Below are 20,544 nucleotides of genomic sequence, written 5' to 3'. Positions count from 1 at the left end.
ATGGTCGAGTGAGAAAACTTTTTCTCTCCCGACAATTAATCCACCCTGCTCCCCGTAAACGGGGAGGGGAGACAAAGCGTAGCTTTGGCGGGGTGGGGTTCTTTCTTATTTTTGATTTATGCAAGAGACTCCATGAGCTGCGCTCACAAGGAACAATGAAAATGTCTTTTCCTCCTGCTTCCTGCCTTCTGCCTCCTGCCTTATTTTTAAGGCAGGTCTAATGAGTATCTGGAGTGAAGCAACTGAGTAATTTACTTAACTCAGATTATTGAGCCGATACCAACAAACACTGTGATATTCCCTAATGCGAGATGGGAATGATTAGTGTTGTATAAATTACAGTTACCAAAACTGAAACGGTCATCAAATCCCAAGCTGCTCAAGACTATTCTAAGTAAATAGTCAAATGTGATAGAAAAAATTTAGTGTGAGGATTTAGCCATGTCTTACCCGATTCCGTCCAAAATGTGGCAGCGAGTCAGTTTTGTAATATTGTTTTTATTGATACCGTCAGTAGGAATTGCGATTTTACGCCAGTCTGCTACGATCGCAGTTCCAGCCAATCAGACTCCTACCAGTTCTACCTCAAAAACTTCCATTCTACCCAATCACCCTGACTACCAAGCACTCCAGGCATTGGTAAAACAGTATAGTTGTGTCGTTCCCGTCCAAAATTTTGGCACTATTCCTGTAACCCGGACTGAGTTTGCCACAGTCTTGAATGCCTGTGTGAATCGTAGCAATGAGTTAATAGCGAATGATCCCAAGATCGTTACCCCAGCAGATATGAAAATTCTGCAACGCTTGCAGTCAGAATTTTCACCGGAGTTAGCAACCCTAAAAAGTCCGATAGAGGAATTGGAAGCTCGTAGTCCCATCACTCCGAATCAGCCTACCAGAGAACGTATTCAAACTGAGTCTACCCGAAAGACTCAAGCCGTACCCACAGCTCCACCCCTTAGTATTCCGTCTGGCTCATCTGTGCAGGATCAAGTTGCTAACCGTGCGAATATGCCTAAACTCCAAAGTGGCAGTATTGGCAGGGTTGCCCCGGAACCACAAACAGGTAGCGGATTCAATACAGAAAACTACAACCGGATTGAAGATAATCCCTTTCATCGCGTCGGTAACGATCCCCTTTCCACCTTTTCCATTGATGTAGATACAGCATCTTACAGCAACGTGCGACGGTTTATTACTCAAGGGGAATTACCACCCAAAGATGCAGTGCGAATTGAGGAATTAATCAATTATTTTACCTACAATTATCCCCAACCAAAAGGCGATCGCCCTTTTTCCGTCACCACTGAAGTTGCTGCTGCCCCCTGGAATCCTCGACACAAGCTGGTACAGGTAGGTTTGCAAGGTAAACGTCTAGAAAGCAAAACTTTACCACCCAGCAACTTAGTATTTCTGATTGATGTCTCCGGTTCTATGGATGACCCGAATAAATTACCTTTGGTGCAACAGTCACTCAAATTGTTGGTCAATCAACTGCGTCCTGAAGACCGGGTAAGTTTGGTAGTCTATGCGGGGAATGCTGGATTGGTGTTACCTGCTACTCCTGGTAGTCAAAAATCAACAATTTTGGCGGCGATTGACCGCTTAAAGGCTGGAGGCTCCACTGCTGGCGGTCAGGGTATTGAATTAGCTTACAAGATAGCCAAAGAAAGCTTCCTCAAATCTGGTAATAACAGAGTCATTTTAGCTACCGATGGAGATTTTAACGTTGGGGTTTCCAGTGATGGCGACCTGACACGGTTAATTGAACAAAAGCGAGAGCAGGGAATTTTCCTGACGGTGTTGGGATTTGGAACTGGCAATTATAAAGATGGAAAAATGGAGCAACTGGCTGATAAGGGTAACGGCAACTACGCTTATATTGATACCTTATTAGAAGCCAAAAAGGTTTTAGTTAACGATCTCAGGGGAACTCTGTTTACTATTGCCAAGGATGTGAAAATTCAGGTGGAGTTTAATCCGGCGAAAGTTCAGGCATATCGCTTGATTGGTTACGAAAACCGCCTGCTGCAAAACCAGGATTTTAATGACGACAAGAAAGATGCAGGGGATATTGGGGCTGGTCATTCTGTGACAGCGCTTTATGAAATAATTCCCACTGGTACAAAAAGCGATGTGAAACTCCCAGAGATAGACCCTTTGCGGTATCAGCGTTCTGGTGAAACTGCCTCGGAGGCTGCTGGTAATGAGTTGATGCAGGTGAAACTGCGCTATAAGTCACCCCAGGACAGCACCAGTCAACTAATTACCCAAACCATCCAAGATGATGATTTGAGAACCGACCAGATACCCTCCACAAACCTGAGATTTGCTGCTGCGGTAGCGACCTTTGGGATGGTGTTGCGTGACTCTGAGTATAAGGGAGATGCTAGTTATGATTTGGTGATGAAATTGGCAAGCCAAGGGAAGGGGGAAGACCAGGAGGGCTATCGGGGTGAGTTTATTCGCCTAGTGGAGCAATCTAGAGGGTTGATGACAAGAAAATGATTTTAGACTACAACTGAGACGGGGAGTAGGGAGTGGGGTAGTTCAATTACTTGAAAACCGCTGTAATCTCTTGGAGAGATTCACAATCTACAAAAGAGCGATCGCTCTCCACTGTATTAGATATCTGCAATAAATACAGCAATTTAATTTCAGAAGAGAGCATTGCATATCTGCGAGATGTTTGGCGATCGCTGCTAGTCAGAAAACTTATTCCCTACTCTGCAAGACAAGAAAGAATAAATGCTTAACTGAACTGTATTGTCCCATGTAAGGTTTTGATTTGCTTCTATTTTCTCCCCTTTCTTCCCAGTGGTATACACATCGGTGTCCCTGAAACCGGGTCTGGGATAATCCGACATTCTAACCCAAACACCTCCCTTACCATCTTCTCAGTAATCACCAAATCAGGTTCGCCGACAGCAAAAATTTCACCTTCTTTCACCGCTACCAAATAATCAGCATAACGACAGGCATGATTCAAATCATGTAACACCATGACAATCGTTCGTTGCTGGTTTTGGTTTAAATCATACAATAAATCTAAAACTTCTATTTGGTGCGCCAAATCTAAAAAAGTAGTTGGTTCATCTAACAATAAAATATCTGTATCTTGAGCTAATGCCATTGCAATCCAAGCACGTTGTCGCTGTCCACCAGAAAGAGTATCTAACTCGCGTTCTGACAGGTGTTTAATCCCAGTAATTTCTAACGCTAGTTCTACTAATCTTTCATCTTCTTTTGTCCACTGCTGCAACCAGCTTTGATAAGGAAATCTTCCGCAAGCTACCAAATCTCGAACGGTTAATCCTTCTGGTGCAACTGGGCCTTGGGTAAGAATCCCTAATTTTTTAGCAACATCTTTTGTTGATAGCTTAAATACATCTGTTGTATCTAAATAAATTGTGCCAACGCGAGGTTTTAATAATCTTGCTAAACCCCGTAATAAAGTGGATTTTCCACAGCCATTTGCACCGACTAAAGCAGTTATTTTTCCTGGTGGTATATTTAAATCTAAATGCTTAATAATAGTTATATTATCATAACCCAAAGTCAAATTATTTGCTGACATTTGGTAATGTAAATTATCGCTCAATAATGACATTGACATAATTAAACTTAAGAGAATCTTCGATAATTTTGTAAGTATGTAATATCATATCCGTTTGATTACTTAATAAAACCCAAAGAACCCCACCCCACTAAATCAGCGCTTTGTTTCCCCTCCCCGCAGGTAGATAGGGGATTAAGGGGAGCCAGCGCGGTCATGGCATGAGCAACTGGCGCGTAGGGTGCAAGTACTATGGGAATCATAACTAATTACCTGGACATGACATATCACACTATTCGCTTTTATTAATGCTACACCTAAAAAAGAATTTATTTCTACTTACTTAGTATTAAGTATACTGAATTAGGTCTTGCTTTTTCGATTGTTAATTAATAAATAAATAAAATATGGGGCACCAATCACAGCAGTAACAATTCCACAAGGAATTTCGATAGGAGCAAAAATAATTCTGCCGATAAAATCAGATAAAACCACAATCATTGCTCCTGTCATTCCCGCTACTGGAATCAAACCTTGATGATTTCCACCTACTAATTGACGGGCTATATGGGGAGCAATTAATCCCACAAATCCAATTGTTCCCGCAGTTGCTACTGCTGAACCAGAAAGTGCTGCACTAATTAATAATAATAAACTGCGCTGCCATTCAACTTTATTACCTAAACCTTTAGCAATATCATCTCCTAAATTTAAAGCATTTAATTCTGGTGCTTTGATTAAAGCCAAAGGCACAAATATAACTAGCCAAGGTAAAAAAGCAAAAACCTGTTCCCAAGTTCTACCGTAAACGCTACCAGCTAACCAAACTAAAGCCTGACTTACATCGTCAATTTGACCAAATGTCACGATGAAACTAGTAAAAGCACTAGCTACAGCCGAAATTCCCACACCAATTAAAATTAAGCGAATGGGATGAAGTCCCCGATCCCACGCTAAAAAGTAAATTAATAAAGATGCAACTAACGCACCTACAAAAGCTGATAAAGGTAAAATTCCTGCTGGAAAATTTGGTAATAATACAATTACACTTACAGCTGCAAGGCTTGCACCGGAATTAATGCCAATAATTCCGGGGTCAGCTAAAGAATTTCGAGTTAAACTTTGCATGATTGTGCCAGAAATTGCTAAAGCCATCCCGACCAAACAAGCGGTTAAGATTCTGGGCAAACGTAGAGTATTAATTACAAAAGCATAATCGGGATTTCCTGTATCTATTCCCAGTACAGTTTGAATTACAGCTAGCGGCGGTGTTGGGTATTCTCCCACTGAAGTGTTAATTACCATCACTGCTAAGGTGATAATTATCAAGATAAATAAAGTGCTGGGAACTTGGTTTTGAATCCGAAAGGAGAATCCTAGTTTTGTAGAACGAAAAATCAGTGAGTTTTTCTTCATTTTTTTACTTGATATTTGGCTAAGTAAACGAAGAATGGCGCACCAACTAAAGCTGTCATAATTCCCACAGGGATTTCTTGTGGTCGAATTAATAATCGCGCCAATATATCGGACACTAAGAGTAATATTCCGCCAAAAATTGCACTATAAGGTAATATCCAACGGTAATCTACCCCAACTACAAACCTAACAATATGGGGTATAACTAATCCAATAAATCCAATTGAACCCGCAGCAGCAACGGAACTACCTTCTAAAAGTAAAACACTGACAGCAGCGGCAATTTTTATCCATAAAGTTTGTTGACCCAAACCTTTAGCAATATCTTCTCCGAGGCTTAAAATAGTGATTTGTCTTGCTAAACCAAATGCCAAAATCATGCCAATACAAATGTAAGGCAAGACTTGAAAAATAATACCCTCATCCATACCTGCCAAGGAACCAGCCAACCAAAAGCGAATTTCTTCCAAAGTTCGCTGACTGACTATTAAAATTCCTGTTGTTAGTGAAGAAAGTAAGCTACTAATAGCGGCACCCGCAATTGTCAGATTTAAGGGAGTTATACCGTTACGTCCTAGAGAAGCAAAAATATAGACACTGACAACCGCAACACCTGCACCAATAAACGCACACCAAATATAAACACTTGGTGCGGATGTTCCAAATAGAAAAATACTAATGACTACAGCAAAAGCTGCACCTGCATTCACCCCCAAAATACCAGGATCGGCTAATGGGTTACGAGTCACACCCTGCATAATTGCACCAGCAGTAGCCATTGCTGCACCCACCAACATTGCCAAAAGCGATCGCGGTAAGCGAACAGTTTGTATAATTAAATGTTCTCTGGAACCGTCAAACTGAATAAAGGCAGTGAGTACCTGATGCAGAGGAATATCTGCTGCGCCAAATGAGACGCTGAAAATTAGACAAACCAGCAAAATTAGCAATCCCACAATTAAACCCGCAACGGGAAATGTTAGGGATGATAAAAATCCTCTGGCTGATGAGGGAATCGATCTACTCATTGTTCAAATTACTGGCTTCAAGCAGTGTAATTGTTGCTTGTGAAGATAAGCCAACACAAGCTGCTAGTTCTTCTAATGCCAAGCGATCGCGTGCGTTTGTATTTAGCATTTCCGTTGCAGCTGCAACATAGTCAGGATTCGCCATTTGACTAACTCCATCGGGTAAAGTTACTTGGGAATTCACGCTAGCAATCCGCTCAGTTTTTGCTCCCACAAGGGCAAGCTGTTGCATTCGATAAGCAGCTATTTTCGTCGCTTGACGGGCTTTTAAGTAAGCAAGGTAGTACTGTACAACTGCTACCCGTTTTTGCTGTTTAACTTCATGCCAGCGAGCTTCTCTTATCGGTAATTGCTGTATGATGCTCAAAACTTTAATGGGGTCAATTGTCATGGCGATCGCAAAACTGCGCTCACTTTCAGATACTAGATCGGGTAAGTTGTAATCGATCGTGCTTTGAGATGGTGAAAATTCAACACTCAAAACATCGGTGAAAGCACCCCATCCCATTGCAGCTTTTGCCTCCTGTACTTGTGAAGACTGACGTTGGGCGATCGCAACTAACTGCTCAATCATTTTCAGATCGCGATCGCTAATTTCTGTCTGAAGACTTTGTGGTTGATAATTATTCAGCTGTTTGGTTTCTGACAACGCTGGTAAAGGTAGACTAATAAGTGCGATCGTCAGAACAATTTTCCAACTGTACAGACAGGCAATTGATTCATAACTCATAGCTGTCAAAAAGTTTTGCGTTCCTCCAAGTTTGCTAATACTTCTTTCCGAGTTCGCCAAACAGGACGCAATTGCTTGCGAGTAAACAGTGGTAGTTGGTCGGTAATATGGGGCGAACCGGGTTGAGTCGCGTTACCGTAGCTGATGAGAGCCATTGCTTTTACTGGCTGCGAAAACTCAACGGCTGCAACATAACTATCACCCAATACGGCTTGAAAGCGTTCATCCTTAGCTGGAGCAAAATGGAGGACGCGGAATATTCCTAGATCCCCAGGGCCACCATTGGCAGGTAAATCTAAGTTTCCGCTACGCACTCGGAAGACTTCACCCCAAGCAACATCTAGCTTTCCATAAGCTTTTTCGACTTTTGTTGCCGCTATTTGTAGCGCTTTCACTGCACTTTCTGGGTCTTTTAAACCATCGGGTGTGGTGCGCGGCGAGTTCTCACTCCAAGGAATACTAAAGGTTTGATCTTCATCCATTTCTTCCCACCAAAAGGAAAACAACACCGCGCCTCGACTATCAGCATCAGCATTCCGATCCCAAGCAGCCAAAATATCAGCAGCACGACGGGCTGATTCATCGCCATATTTTTGAGCAGCAGGAATTAGGTCATCGAGGATGCGTTCTGCAAGTTCCATTTTGGTGGAATGTTTGTACTCAATCATTTTCTCAAAAGAGATTTTTGGATCTTCAGCCAGCATTTTTGCAGAACTTTGTGCCCGGAAAGACATGTCTCCTCGTGGGGCCATATAAGCAGGATAATCATCTGCTTTGATCGCAGTGGGAAAAGTCGTTGTCCAAGGTGCATCATTGGCATTTTGCAACCAACCGCTAGGCGGGTCAATCACACGCGGTAAATCTTTGTATGGGTGCATTTTTGTCCACAAAGTTTTGGATGTGTCACCAGGAATTAAACCTTCCCAGTATTGAAAGTCTCCTTGTTGACGAATCGGCACCAGACCGTTGAATAGGTGCATGATATGCCCTTCTCGGTCTGCATACATGACGGTAAACATCGGTAGTTGCAAGCGTTTCAATACCTTTTGAAATTGGGTTAAGTTTTGGGAACGTGCCATATCCCACCACTGCTCCAACACACCGGGACGATCTGCACCGACAACCCGCAGCGCCACAGCAAACCCATCTTTTTCTTGAACGACTGCACCGTGGACAGAACTTTTGACTAATAATGGTTGTTCGACTAACGAGCCATTTTTTTGCTTAACCTTTAACAAAAACTTTGATGTTGTAAAAGGGCGGACTTTGCCATCAAAAAGATAACCATCATCAGCTAATTTCAAGTTATATACATCCCAACCATCATGAGTATTGACGGTATGAGTCCAACCCAAATAATCGTTAAAGGCGATCGCTAAAACTGGAATTCCCACTAGCGCTGCTCCCGAAGCATTCATCCCTGGAGCAGTAATTTGGGCTTCGTACCAGACAAATAAATCCGACCATAACGTGTGGGGGTTTGCCAACAACATCGCCTTGCCACTGGCAGAATGTTTAGGTGCGATCGCCCAACCGTTAGAACCAGCTTCCGATGGAGTATGAGTAATATCTGCTACTTGTCCTTGATTAACGACAAAAGTAAAATACAGCACTCTTTGCAAATGCGCCAACACATCTTCTGGCTTCACAGGTAAGACTATTTTTACTTGCTCATCAATTAAATCAGGATGGGCTTTGGCATAAGTATTTATCCCAGTGGCAAAGGCATTTATATAACTACGAAAAGCTGGACTTTGTGCCCGATACCAAGAATTAGCACGATTGGCCACTCCCATCGTCAGTACCCATTTATCAGATTCTACATACTCTTCCCCCCAGTATTCCGCAGCTTTTCCCCTAGCTTGACCATAGAGGCGCAACAGCAAGTTAGCGTGACTCTGCATCTGTGCCCAACCAAATGCCTGGAAAGCGCTTGGAGCATCTTTACCATATATATGCGGTATGCCGTAAGTATCCCATAATATCTCTGTAGTTTTGGGTGCAGTCGCAAAACTGTTATTTGCCAAAACTACAACTAAAATGGCACTGAGGATAAAAGCTAAAAATCGAGATAATTTTCTTTTCAGTATTGGCTGGTCAAATAGCCACAAATACACCTTAATATTCAACATGATGGTTTTAATTAAATTAATTTGACTGGAAAAATTTAATGACTTTAGTCTATATTCCGTAGCAAACGGACATTAAATCCAAACATACCCACCAGCAACATACATAAAGAACATAGAACGTATAAAAGTGCCATCCCAGCACCTTTATCTATGCCAAACGTACTACCAAAAAGCCATGCTAGCTGACCATTTGGTTTCATTGCTGGTTCAAAAACTCGATCCGCCAGAGGCCCGGCAATTAAATAGGCTATAGCTGAGAATATCTGAAAAAGTAGCGATCGCACCGCAAAAACTCGCCCTTGTACTTCAGGAGTAACCTTTGCTAGCCAGATGGCATTTTCTGAACTGCCATTTAAGGGAAAATTGGCCGAAGAACAAAATTGAGCGCCAATCCAAACGAAGGCTGTATTTCCCAACCCAAAAATGGTTTTACTCAATCCCGCACCTATCATTCCCCATAAAAAGCCCTTAACTCGATGCTTAGATCCACCCCAAGCACTCATGATTAATGCTCCCATCACACCACCTATACCTGCTGCTGAGGCTAAACTACCCAACAAAAGAGTGTTATTGCCCGAACGTGCCAGAATCATTGGTGTGTAAACAGCACCACCAACATCGTGAAAAAACCAAAACAGCATTCCCGTCATTAATAAAGCTAGCAGACTCTTGTGTGCTTGGATATAACGCCAACCAAACCCCAACTCCTGCCAAATATTTTCTGGATGTTGACTGTGAACTTCTCTAGATGGTGGTTGTGGAATGTGTATTAAAAGCACACTAATAATTGCAAAAGTAAAAGTTAAGATATCAATCAGCGAAATTCCCACCAAGCCGATTACATGGTATAAGTAACCAGCAAAAGCTGGTGCCATAATTTTTGCACCATAATCTGATAAAAATTCCATACTACTAGCGCGGGAATAATGCTTTGGAGGTATCATTAATCCTACAGATGCAGAATAGGCTAGAGATTGTAATTGATTAAAAACTCCTGCGATCGCTCCTGTAATATATAAGTGCCAAACTTGCAAATGATTGGTTAGATATAAAAGTGCGATCGCTATTGTTACTCCTACGGCTACGCTATCTCCTACAATCATCAATAACTTACGATTCCACCGATCTACAATCACTCCACTAATTGGAGTAATCACAATACTGGGAAGTAACGTATAAAAACCTACAAGGGTTAATGTTGTTACCTGATCTGTAAATTCCCAGACCCAAATACTCAGGGCAAAGCTGGTCATACTACTGCCCATAGCCGAAACAAACTGACCAATCCAGACAATAATAAAATTACGAAAACTACTAAATTTCATTTCTGTTTTCATGAGCAGCGTTCCTTATGATTGACTAATTAATTCACTGTCACGCTGCCTTGAGCAGATACTTAAATAAATCATCAAGTATTGCATTTGCTGATAGAATGCTTCCAAAAATCCAGTAACTAGAATCAACACTATAAACTCGCTGATTTTGAACAACATTAAGGGTTTGCCAAAGACGAGTATTTTGATATTTTTGGAATAATTCTCTAGCTCCAGGATCTACTGCTACAAATAAAACATCAGCATCAAGTAAGTCTATACGTTCTAAGTTCAGTATTACCAAAGTATCGTCAGGAGATTTAATTAACTGACGTTGGGCATCTGGCATAGCAATTCCGACTTCTTTTAAAATACTGCCAGGGAATGAAAATTGAGAACGAAACTCAGGTAGTTGTACTCCTCCATGAAAACGGCTGACAGAAACTTTGAGTTTATTTAGGCGAACATCTAGATTAGCCCGCAATTTTGTTAATCGCTGTTCGTATTGATTGAGTAATTTTTCAGCTTGTTTAGCCTTGTTTAATACTTCACCAATCTGCCGAAAAGATTCTTGCCATTGAGCATGGACATATTTAAATTTAACTGTAGGAGCTATTTGTGAAAACAATCGATAGGTTTCTAAGTTAATATCATATAAGCTAATAATTAAATCTGGATGTAATTTCAATATTGTTTCTAAATTCAACTGCCCCTCTTTACCTATATAAGTTATACCAGCCATTTGGCTCTTGAGAAAACTAGCTTTACTAGCTACAAAAGCATTGTCAGGTATACCTATTGGTTTCAAACCTAATGCTATCAAAGGTTCTAATGTAATTTGCTCTGCAACAACAATACGCTGCGGGTTTAGAGGTACACAACTTTCACCTAATTCATGCTTAACTAAACGACATTCTGGTATTGATTGTGATTTAGATGCACCTATATTTTGCCCAAAACCACTGTGACAAGCGGCAAACAAGAATAATGAGATCGCCATCAGAATACACAATTTAAGATAATATAGGTATCTTTTTTTCATATCGTATACTTTTTATTCATATACCTCTGCCAACAAATTTTCTACATAAAACTGGGGAATTGTTTCGACAATCTCACCCTGGCAATCGCTTAGATATAGAGTCTTAGCTTTATCAACTAACACATTAGCTTTTACACTACCCAAGCTCCCATCTGGCTTAAGAAAATTTAGTTTTATGCGATTAAATTCCCCATTCTCAGTTTGTTGGATAATTTGATAATCAACTTTGTAACTTAACCATTGCCAACCATAGATAAGAATCATTTCTCTTTCTAAAACCTGTGCAGCTTCTGGTAATATTGCCCACCCACGATAAATATGCTTAATAAATTCAAGATTTCCAGTGCGGGTCAAAATGGAAGAAAATGATTCAGAATCTAACCTAGCATAGTATCTAGCCTCTGGAAAATCGATAGCAGTAGGTGCAAAACGATGACCACCAAAGTGACTAGATTGCCAAACTCTGACATTCTTCATGCCTAAATCTTTAACGATATTTTTTGCCTGACGATAAAAAGGATTACCAAATTTAGCACAGCATTTATCACGGCTACCATGAGTACATATAAAAATATCTCTTGTGTCACATTCGTTAATACAAGTATCTAAATTTTTCTCAAATAAGCATTTTTTAATAATAGTTGCCACCTCAGTAATATCAGATAATAAAAATTCAGATTTGCTATATCCTTGAGCAAAACCAGTAGGACTATGAAATATCAAAACTCTTGTTGTATCTGGCTGCTGCAATTCTTTATTATAAATTAATAAAAACTCTACAGCTATCTCATATTCTGCAAATTCTTTAACTAGATTTCGCAGATTATCGGGAACTGATTTAGAATTAAATGTCTCATCTATCCAAGGAGTTGGACATTCAATCATCACAAAAAAATCAAAATTGTAAGCATTGGCAATTGGATCTTCACCAACATCACGAGACTCTAAGGCACAAAAGGAATTAACCATAATGAAATAATTGGGTAATCTAGTACTAAAATTTTCACTGCGACCCTAAAAGTGCGATCTCAACCATATTATTTGTGTAATCAAGATAATTCAGTTGTTGCTGAACCAATTCTGAATAATAAAGCAAAATTAGGGCAGGGAAACCCCACCCATTCGGTGAATTTTTCAGTCAATCAAGGTTTCACATTTTACAATGACTCCCAAATTAAAAATCGAAAGAAACAGTTCCCAGAACAGTGAATGGTGCAGCCGGAACAATGTAAAACCCTTGAGACTCGTAATATTTAGTATCAAATAGGTTTTTAATGTTGACACCAACCCGCCAATTGTCCCGTTTATAGAAAACACTGGCATCTGTTCTCAAATAAGAAGGAATTTTTACATTATTTGGTAAGCCAGATTCCCTTTGACCTACATAAACTAGACCAAATCCTAGTCCTAAACCTTGTAAATTACCTTTTTGTAATTGATATGTCGTCCACAAACTAGCACTGTTGTAAGGTACGCCAGCTAATCTATTATTAACTAATGTTGGATCATTATCTTCGCTGACAAAGGCATCTGTATAAGTATATGTGCCAATTATTTTCCAACCAGGAAGAATTTCTCCAACTACATCGAGTTCAACACCACTACTGTTTTGTTCACCTGTTTGGATTTGGTAGTCAGAATCAATAGGGTCTGTAGTCAAAACGTTTTTCTTTGTGATATCGAAATAAGCTAAAGTTGCCGAGAGACGTTTGTCAAGAAACTCCTGCTTAATGCCTACTTCAAATTGTTCTGCTGTTTCTGGTTTAAATGCTTCGTTATTAATACTTCTCCCGAATATTTGCGGATTGAAGGAATTTGTCCAACTTCCATAAATTGAAGTGGAATCAGTAGGTTGATAAACTATCCCAACTCGTGGCGAAAATTTAGAATCTGAAGTCTCGTTGTTAGTTGTGCCTGTTTCCAAGTTTCTATCAAAGGAATCAACCCAGTCAAAACGCCCACCAGCTAGCAATTTAAGATTTGGAGTTATTTCGACTAAATTTTGTAAATATAGTGCAATATTACTTCCACCATACTTCTGAAAATCTGAGCGACTCACCGATTCTGGTTGTGCGCCATAAATCGGATTAAAAATATCTAAATCCGCAATATCTCCCCGAAAAAATTCGTACTGAAAACTGTAACTGGATAACTCTAACCCCACAAGGATATTATGACGAATTGAGCCGGTATTAAATTTGCCACTAACTTCATTTTGAAATGAAATGTTGCTTGATTCATCATTACTAACTCGATATCCTCGCGCGACAGTTAGACCATCATCGTTTATAGAATTAGCTTGAACGCCTCCCGCACTACCGCTAACGTTGAGGACATTAAAACCTTGGCGGAATTTCCAGTCATTGTTGTAGCCAAATTTACTTTCTAGAACATAGGTGAAATTATTAGATGTAAATTCACCTCTATTAAGATTGGGTTCACCTAAAAATCGGCTGATGGGGAGGTCGAAAACTACCCTGTTGTTATTTGGAAAACCTCGGTCAAAAGTGTAGTCATACTTTTGGTATTCATAACCAAAGGTAATATCTGTATTTTCTCCCGCTTTCACGGTAATTATCGGCCCAACATAAGTACTTTCATTATTCACAAAGTCACGGAAACTATCAGCATTTTCGTAAGCTACATTCAGGCGGTAGAGAGCAGAACGATTTTCTAAAAGTGGCCCGGTTAAATCAACTGATGTGCGGTAAAAGTCGTCGCTGCCAATAGTGCCATTGATTTGATAGAACGGGTCTGATAGCGGCTGTTTAGTAATTGTGTTGACGACACCACCAGGACTGCTGATGCTACCATACAAAATTGATGCTGGCCCTTTGAGAAATTCTACACGTTCGATACTAGAAACATCACGCGGACTAATGAAGCCAGAATCTTTGAAGCCATTACGCAGAGTCTCAAATCCTGTCTCAAAACCACGAATGAAGTAGCCTTGAGATGAAAGTCCACCATAAGTCTCTTGACGACGTACACCACTAACGTTGTCTGCTAGCTCGTTGAGTTTAACTACTTGTCGGTCTTGAATTATTTCTTTGGGTATTACCTGTACAGATGCAGGTATGTCACGTAGTGGAACATCTATTTTTGTTGCAGTTGATGAATCTTGTACGCGATACCCGTCTTGCTCACCTGTGACTGTTAATTCAATTGGTTCGTCAGAGGCCGATGGCTGGGTTAATTCTGTTGGTGTTTGGGGTTGCGTCTGTGCTTGGGTAGAGGATGCAGCTGAGGCTACACCGAAAATCAAACCTTGGTCACTATCAAATAACTCTACTTTCGGAATACTGTCTACTCCAATTACAGCCATTCTGATAGTGTTGGCATCGGAGTTAGTCACGGTGATTTCACTAACTCCGGCAATGGGTTTTTCTTGGCGGAATGTACCACCACTGGGTAAGCGCAGTTGAGCCGAGTTAATTTCGATAATATATGTGTTGCCTTCAGTCTTAGGCAATACTGGTAATTTTTCACCATCTGGAGTTGTCAAGATGATTTCCAAACCGTTATTGGTGGGATTAAGTTTGACTTCTGTAACTTCTGCCACGGCTTGTGTTGGCTGCTGTGGTTTAGTGGCAGATACAACTGGTGTAACTGCAAAAATCAAACCCTCATTACCATCAAATAATTCTGTATTAGGTAAACCTCCCTCACCGATTACAGTTACTCTCAAAGTATTGGTGTTAGTTTGAGTGACGCTGATGGATACAATGCCTGGTGCAGGATTATTTTGGGTAAAGTTTCCACCTTTGTCTAGTGCTAGCACTGCATTGGGTATATCTGCTATGTAACTGTTGCCTTGATTGTTATTGACAGGTTTGAGTGCTGCGGCGTTGGCACTTTCTAAAATAATTTCAATGCCTTTATCAGTAGAATTTATTTTAACGCCTGTAACTTTATTAACGTTATCGCTACTTTGCACAAGCATTTGTGCCGCTCTTGTAGAGTGAGATTTCTGACTAGATAGTTCGGCTGTCTGTGTTCCTGCATGGGCTGGTTGTACTAAGCTGCTAATTACCGCTAATGCTAATGCCACCGAACGTATCTCACTCATTAACCCACCCTTCATTCTTGTTTCTCCTTGAACTGAACCTGTAATTAACAGGCTTTTAAGTAAAGCTCTAGTTGCATATTGATACTCATTTTCACAGCCCATGAAAAATTTCACGTCTGATATTAATGACGCAATAGATTATCAATAATGCTTGACACTAGCTCTAGAAATCCTCAAAAGCTATCTGCGACTAATTTGCAGCTAACTCTAGTGCTATTAGGAGACATTATCATAAAGGTTACACCTGAGCAAGCATTTATCAAAACTTATGAATTTTCTAAATCTCACTAGGTTGTGCGAAAAATCCTTATAAATCAGTCTTTTCAAGGTATTACTATAGCAGTAGTCAAGTTAAATCTACCTAACTTAAGCTTTGTCATCTATCTTTAGATAGAGTTATTGAAAATTATTTTTGAGCAGAAGATAATAATAGTCTTTAATTAAAATTTGCTTGCTATCTTAGCTAAGTTGTTTTAAAGTCTTAAGAGTAATTGCAAATTAGTAGCAATAATATTGCTGAATTAGAAAATGGCGTTGCTGATTGCGGTACGAAAAATAATTTTGCGTAATTTCAAAATCCTTGTAGAGACACGGCTCTACATCCAGATTTATACCTCGATTCAGCAACACCGGAAAATAAGCTGTACGCAAATAGAACACGGTTAAAATTTGTCATTCTTTTGGCAAAGGCTGCAACGGCTTGATATCCCAGAATTCTTTGTGCATCAGGATTTTGAAAGTGCAATGACTGAATGTGTCAACGATTTAGAAGAAATGGTCTGTAAGTTTTCTACAATTGTGGAGCTACTGCGTTACAGGTCGGTAGAGCAAGGAAACACTGAGGCTTTTACCTTTCTGCACGATGGAGAAGCACAAGGAGCGACTCTAACTTATGGAGAGTTAGATCGATATAGTAGAGCGATCGCATCTCAACTGCAAATTTTAGAATTAACTGGAGAGCGGGCGTTACTACTTTACCCACCTGGCATAGATTACTTACCGGCCTTCTTTGGGTGTCTATATGCCGGGGTGGTAGCAGTCCCAGCTTATCCACCACGCAATCAGCGCAACACCCCCAGAATCTTGGCGATTTTAAAAGATGCACAAACGGCGGTAATTCTGACAACAACGGCCATTTTGTCTCAGTTGAAATCTTTACTTGCTGATAAATTTGATCTAGATAGTATTCGCTGGCTAACTACCGATAACCTCGCACCCGGTATAGAAGAGGCTTGGCAAGAGCCTTTGATTGATAGAGAAACTCTGGCCTTTTTGCAATACACTTCCGGTTCCACTGGTACACCCAAAGGTGTGATGCTTAATCATGGCAACCTACTACACAATGCTGTGGTGACGCGCCAGTATATGGAACATTCTGCCAGTAGTAAGTTTGTCACTTGGCTGCCTGTTTATCATGATATGGGACTGATTGGCGGCGTACTACAACCTTTATATGGGGGTTTTCCTTGTATCATGATGCCGCCAGCAGCTTTTCTCCAGCGTCCTTACCGTTGGTTACAAGCAATTTCCCGTTACAAAGGAACCACCAGTGGCGCTCCCAACTTTGCTTATGAACTTTGTATTGAAAAAATTACTCCTGAACAACGCTCAACCCTAGATTTAAGCAGTTGGAGTGTAGCTTTTAACGGCGCGGAACCAATTCGCCAGGAAACTTTAGAGCGTTTTGCAGCTACCTTTGCTGAGTGCGGTTTTCGTCCAGAAGCTTTTTATCCTTGTTACGGCATGGCAGAGTCCACTTTGATGGTATCTGGTAGCGTCAAGTCTGCGTTAGTTAGATGCAAAAACGTAAACAAGAGCGCTTTAGAACGCAATGATGTAATTGATGCGGTTGCTGAGGACGATAATTCAATAGCATTAGTCAGCTGTGGCCGCAGTGTGCCACAACAACAGATTGTAATTGCCAATCCAGACAATTTAACTCGCTGTCAAGATGGAGAAGTAGGAGAAATCTGGGTATCTGGCCCCAGTGTTGGCAAAGGCTATTGGAATCGTCAAACAGAGACAGAACAGACTTTTCATGCCTTTTTGCAAGATACAAAAGTTGGCGAAGCATCAGGGCCTTTTCTCCGCACCGGTGACTTAGGCTTTTTGGATAGTGGTGAAGTCTTTATTACGGGTAGAGCCAAAGATTTAATTATTATTCGCGGCCGCAACCTTTACCCACAAGATATCGAACTCACCGCAGAACGCTCTCACCTGGCTTTACGTTCGGGTAGTAGTGCTGCATTTGCAGTTGAGGTAGAGAACGAAGAGAAGTTGGTAGTGGTGCAGGAGTTAGAATTCCGCGCCAAACCAAATCTAGAAGAAGTTACTGCTGCTATTCGTCAGGCGGTTTCTCAAGAATTCGAGATGCAAGTTTATGCAGTGGTGTTAATTAAACCTGGTAGTATTCCTAAAACCTCTAGTGGGAAAATCCAACGTCGCGCTACCAAAGCAGAGTTTTTAGCAGGGACTCTCAATGTTGTCCAAAGTAGTATTTTGGATAATTCTGACGTGAGTTTGCCGAAAGAGCAACCGAGAAATCTAGAAACTTACTTACAACAGTTGGTAGCTCAAGTCTTATCAGTACCTTTAGAGCAGGTAAATATTCAACAACCTTTGAGCAATTTGGGTATAGATTCCTTACAGGCGTTTGATTTGAAAAATCGGATTCAGCAAGATGTAGGGGTATCTATTTCGGCTATAGATTTGTTTGAAGCGAGTATTGCTCAAGTAGTTAAACTGGTATTAACTACAGAGACAACCACCACGAATCACAAACTTCAGCCTGTTCCTCGCGATGGTGAATTACCTCTGTGTTTAGCACAAGAGCGTTTATGGTTTCTTGACCAGTTAGAACCGGGAAATCCTTTTTATAATGTTGCGATCGCTATTCGATTAACTGGTAAACTCAATCCAGTGATCCTCGAACAAAGTCTGAATGAAATCATCAAGCGTCACGAGAGCTTACGGACAACCTTTACTCCTATAGACGGAAGACCTATTCAGGTTATTCATGAGAATCTAGAACTCAAATTATCAATTCTGCAAAATTTCGACTCTGATATTCAAAGTTTAATTTTGCAAGAAAGCCAAAAGCCATTTAACCTTTCCCAACTACCGCTATTAAGAGCAACACTTCTACATCTCAAAGAAGATGAGCATCTGTTGCTAATTACTATCCATCACATTATCTCTGATGGTTGGTCAATTGGTGTGCTTATTCAAGAACTAGCAACAATTTATGCTGCGTTCTCTGTTGGTAAACCTTCACCTTTACCCGAACTAAGTATCCAATATGCAGATTATGCTTATTGGCAAAGACAATGGTTACAAACAGATGTTCTTCAACCTCAATTAGATTATTGGAAACAGCAGCTAAATGGTAGCCCACCTGTACTTCAACTTCCCACCGATAGACCTAGACCAGCAATTCAGACATTCAAAGGTAAAAAAGAATTTTTCACCATTGCAGGAGAAATAAAGGAAGCAGTAAAAAACTTAAATAAGCAAGAAGGTGTAACTTTATTTATGACATTATTAGCAGTGTTTAAAACATTGCTTTACTGTTATAATAAACAAGATAATATTTTAGTTGGTTCACCCGTATTAGGTCGGAACTGGCAAGAAACAGAAAACTTAATTGGCTTCTTTATCAATACCTTAGTTTTTCCCACAGATTTTAGTGGAAATCCCAGTTTTCGAGAAGTCCTGCAACGTTTACGTGCTGGTGCATTAGATGCTTACGCCCATCAAGACTTACCTTTTGAGAAGCTGGTAGAGGAGTTACAACCAGAACGCAATCTGAGTTATAACCCCTTGTTTCAGGTAATGTTTATTTTACAAAATGCACCGATACCAGATATAGAAATTAACGATTTGAATATCCACCCGGAAGAGGTAGATGTTGGTACTTCTAAATTTGATTTAAAACTCAGCATTTGGGAAAGCGATCGGGAAATTAATGGTTCTTGGGAATACAAAATAGATTTGTTTGATGTGACAACTATTAGACGTATGGTTAGGCATTATGAGGTCATACTGCGTTCTATTTTGCAAAAGCCAGATATTCAGGTTAATGAGTTAAGAAGTTTACTAGTTGAAGTTGATCGACAGCAACAGTCTCAGCAAGAAAAAGAATTACAAGATATTAGCAGACACAAATTAAAGTTTGTCAAGCGTGCAGCTATTGGTGAAATTTAGTTTTTCATATTTTATTTTTTTTGGGGAAGACGATTATGCCTGAGTTAAGCTATGCTCATTTATCAACAAAGATTAGACGAAAAGCTATTAGTCAATTAGTGCAGATGACACCGTTGATTGCTAATAAAACTTTACCGCTGTTAATTCAACCTAATATTGAAGGTGTAAATCTTGTAAATTGGGTAGCAAATAATTTAGAATTAATCAAAGATTCTTTGTATAAGCATGGTGGAATTTTATTTCGTAGCTTTCAAATTCCAGATATAGGAGAGTTTGAAAAGTTAATCAAAACGGTATCGGGAGAGTTAATTGAATATCGCGATCGCTCTTCACCTCGGAGCGCAATTCAAGGTAAAATTTATACATCTACAGATCATCCTGCCGAGGAAAGTATTTTTCTCCATAGTGAGAACTCATACACGGCAACCTATCCGCTGAAAATTTTCTTTCACTGTGTGACACCAGCACAGCAGGGAGGTGAAACACCGATAGCTGATACACGAAAATTATATCGGAAAATACCTAAAGAAATTTGCGATCGCTTTGCCCAAAAACAAGTAATGTATGTGCGTAACTTTGGCGATGGTTTTGGCTTACCTTGGCAAACAGTATTTCAAACTGATAATCGTGAAGAAGTAGAGACTTTTTGTCACCATCAGGGTATAGAATTTGAGTGGAGAGAATCGAATAAATTAAGAACTCGACAAATCCGCCCAGCAATTGCTAAACATCCGCATACGAGTGATTTAGTTTGGTTTAATCATGCAGTATTCTTTCATGTTTCAACTTTAGAGACTGGTATTAGAAAAGCTTTATTAGCTGAGTTTTCTGAAGAAGATTTACCACATAATACCTACTATGGTGATGGTTCGCCAATTGAGGTAGATGTCTTAGATAAATTGCGTACTATTTATCAGCAAGAGACAATAGTTTTTCCTTGGCAGACTGGTGATATTTTGATGTTAGATAATATGCTAACAGCACATGGTAGAAAACCTTTTGTGGGTAAGAGAAAGGTTGTAGTAGGAATGTCAGAACCATTTAGTGGTTGATAT

General features: G+C 40.2%; 13 protein-coding genes. 4 read left to right on the top strand and 9 right to left on the bottom strand.

Annotation, left to right across the window (positions count from 1 at the left end):
- The first annotated feature begins 441 nt into the window (after nucleotides 1-441).
- Both RMX69_RS18975 and RMX69_RS18970 read left to right on the top strand, forming a co-directional pair.
- Nucleotides 442-2,508 (top strand): VWA domain-containing protein, encoded by a 2,067-nt coding sequence (locus RMX69_RS18975; RefSeq protein WP_289797475.1) that lies wholly within the window; start codon nucleotides 442-444, stop codon nucleotides 2,506-2,508.
- Between the two features lie 50 nt (nucleotides 2,509-2,558).
- Nucleotides 2,559-2,756: a hypothetical protein gene (locus tag RMX69_RS18970; RefSeq protein ID WP_322638376.1), complete on the top strand. Its 198-nt coding sequence runs from the start codon at nucleotides 2,559-2,561 to the stop codon at nucleotides 2,754-2,756.
- A 38-nt stretch (nucleotides 2,757-2,794) separates the two neighbouring features.
- On the opposite strand, the gene RMX69_RS18965 is transcribed toward RMX69_RS18970, so the two are convergent.
- From RMX69_RS18965 to RMX69_RS18925, 9 genes are all read right to left on the bottom strand, one after another.
- Nucleotides 2,795-3,616 carry an ABC transporter ATP-binding protein gene (locus RMX69_RS18965; RefSeq protein ID WP_289797476.1) on the bottom strand — a complete coding sequence of 274 codons (822 nt, stop codon included), beginning with the start codon at nucleotides 3,614-3,616 and terminating at the stop codon, nucleotides 2,795-2,797.
- 303 nt (nucleotides 3,617-3,919) lie between these two features.
- A complete protein-coding gene (locus RMX69_RS18960; protein ID WP_289797477.1) occupies nucleotides 3,920-4,972 on the bottom strand; it encodes a FecCD family ABC transporter permease in 1,053 nt (350 codons plus the stop codon).
- Nucleotides 4,969-6,000: an iron ABC transporter permease gene (locus tag RMX69_RS18955; protein ID WP_322638375.1), complete on the bottom strand. Its 1,032-nt coding sequence runs from the start codon at nucleotides 5,998-6,000 to the stop codon at nucleotides 4,969-4,971. The genes RMX69_RS18960 and RMX69_RS18955 overlap by 4 nt, the downstream gene beginning before the upstream one ends.
- The gene (locus RMX69_RS18950; protein ID WP_322638374.1) at nucleotides 5,993-6,730 is read right to left on the bottom strand and encodes a hypothetical protein; all 738 of its coding nucleotides are present in this window, start codon (nucleotides 6,728-6,730) and stop codon (nucleotides 5,993-5,995) included. Before RMX69_RS18950 ends, RMX69_RS18955 begins: the two co-directional genes overlap by 8 nt.
- Nucleotides 6,731-6,735: 5 nt before the next feature.
- Entirely contained in the window at nucleotides 6,736-8,862 is a 2,127-nt protein-coding gene (locus RMX69_RS18945; RefSeq protein WP_322638373.1) for an acylase, read from the bottom strand.
- Between the two features lie 44 nt (nucleotides 8,863-8,906).
- Nucleotides 8,907-10,199, bottom strand: a complete 1,293-nt coding sequence (locus tag RMX69_RS18940) for an MFS transporter (RefSeq protein WP_322638372.1) — start codon at nucleotides 10,197-10,199, stop codon at nucleotides 8,907-8,909.
- A gap of 37 nt (nucleotides 10,200-10,236) precedes the next feature.
- Nucleotides 10,237-11,175 (bottom strand): iron-siderophore ABC transporter substrate-binding protein, encoded by a 939-nt coding sequence (locus RMX69_RS18935; protein ID WP_322638371.1) that lies wholly within the window; start codon nucleotides 11,173-11,175, stop codon nucleotides 10,237-10,239.
- A 54-nt stretch (nucleotides 11,176-11,229) separates the two neighbouring features.
- Nucleotides 11,230-12,186 carry a sucrase ferredoxin gene (locus RMX69_RS18930; protein ID WP_322638370.1) on the bottom strand — a complete coding sequence of 319 codons (957 nt, stop codon included), beginning with the start codon at nucleotides 12,184-12,186 and terminating at the stop codon, nucleotides 11,230-11,232.
- 205 nt (nucleotides 12,187-12,391) lie between these two features.
- Nucleotides 12,392-15,388, bottom strand: a complete 2,997-nt coding sequence (locus tag RMX69_RS18925; RefSeq protein WP_322638369.1) for a TonB-dependent siderophore receptor — start codon at nucleotides 15,386-15,388, stop codon at nucleotides 12,392-12,394.
- Between the two features lie 642 nt (nucleotides 15,389-16,030).
- Between RMX69_RS18925 and RMX69_RS18920 the strand changes: the two genes are divergently transcribed.
- Nucleotides 16,031-19,489, top strand: coding sequence for a condensation domain-containing protein (locus RMX69_RS18920; RefSeq protein ID WP_322638380.1), 3,459 nt, complete (start codon nucleotides 16,031-16,033; stop codon nucleotides 19,487-19,489).
- 35 nt (nucleotides 19,490-19,524) lie between these two features.
- Complete coding sequence (locus tag RMX69_RS18915; RefSeq protein WP_289797485.1) at nucleotides 19,525-20,541, top strand: TauD/TfdA family dioxygenase; 1,017 nt, start codon at nucleotides 19,525-19,527, stop codon at nucleotides 20,539-20,541.
- The last annotated feature ends 3 nt before the right edge of the window (nucleotides 20,542-20,544 follow it).

The sequence above is a fragment of the Nostoc sp. EspVER01 genome, assembly GCF_034530635.1.
Lineage (GTDB): Bacteria > Cyanobacteriota > Cyanobacteriia > Cyanobacteriales > Nostocaceae > Nostoc.
Note: the sequence above shows the minus strand (reverse complement) of the source record. Positions and strands in the feature narration are given on the sequence as shown.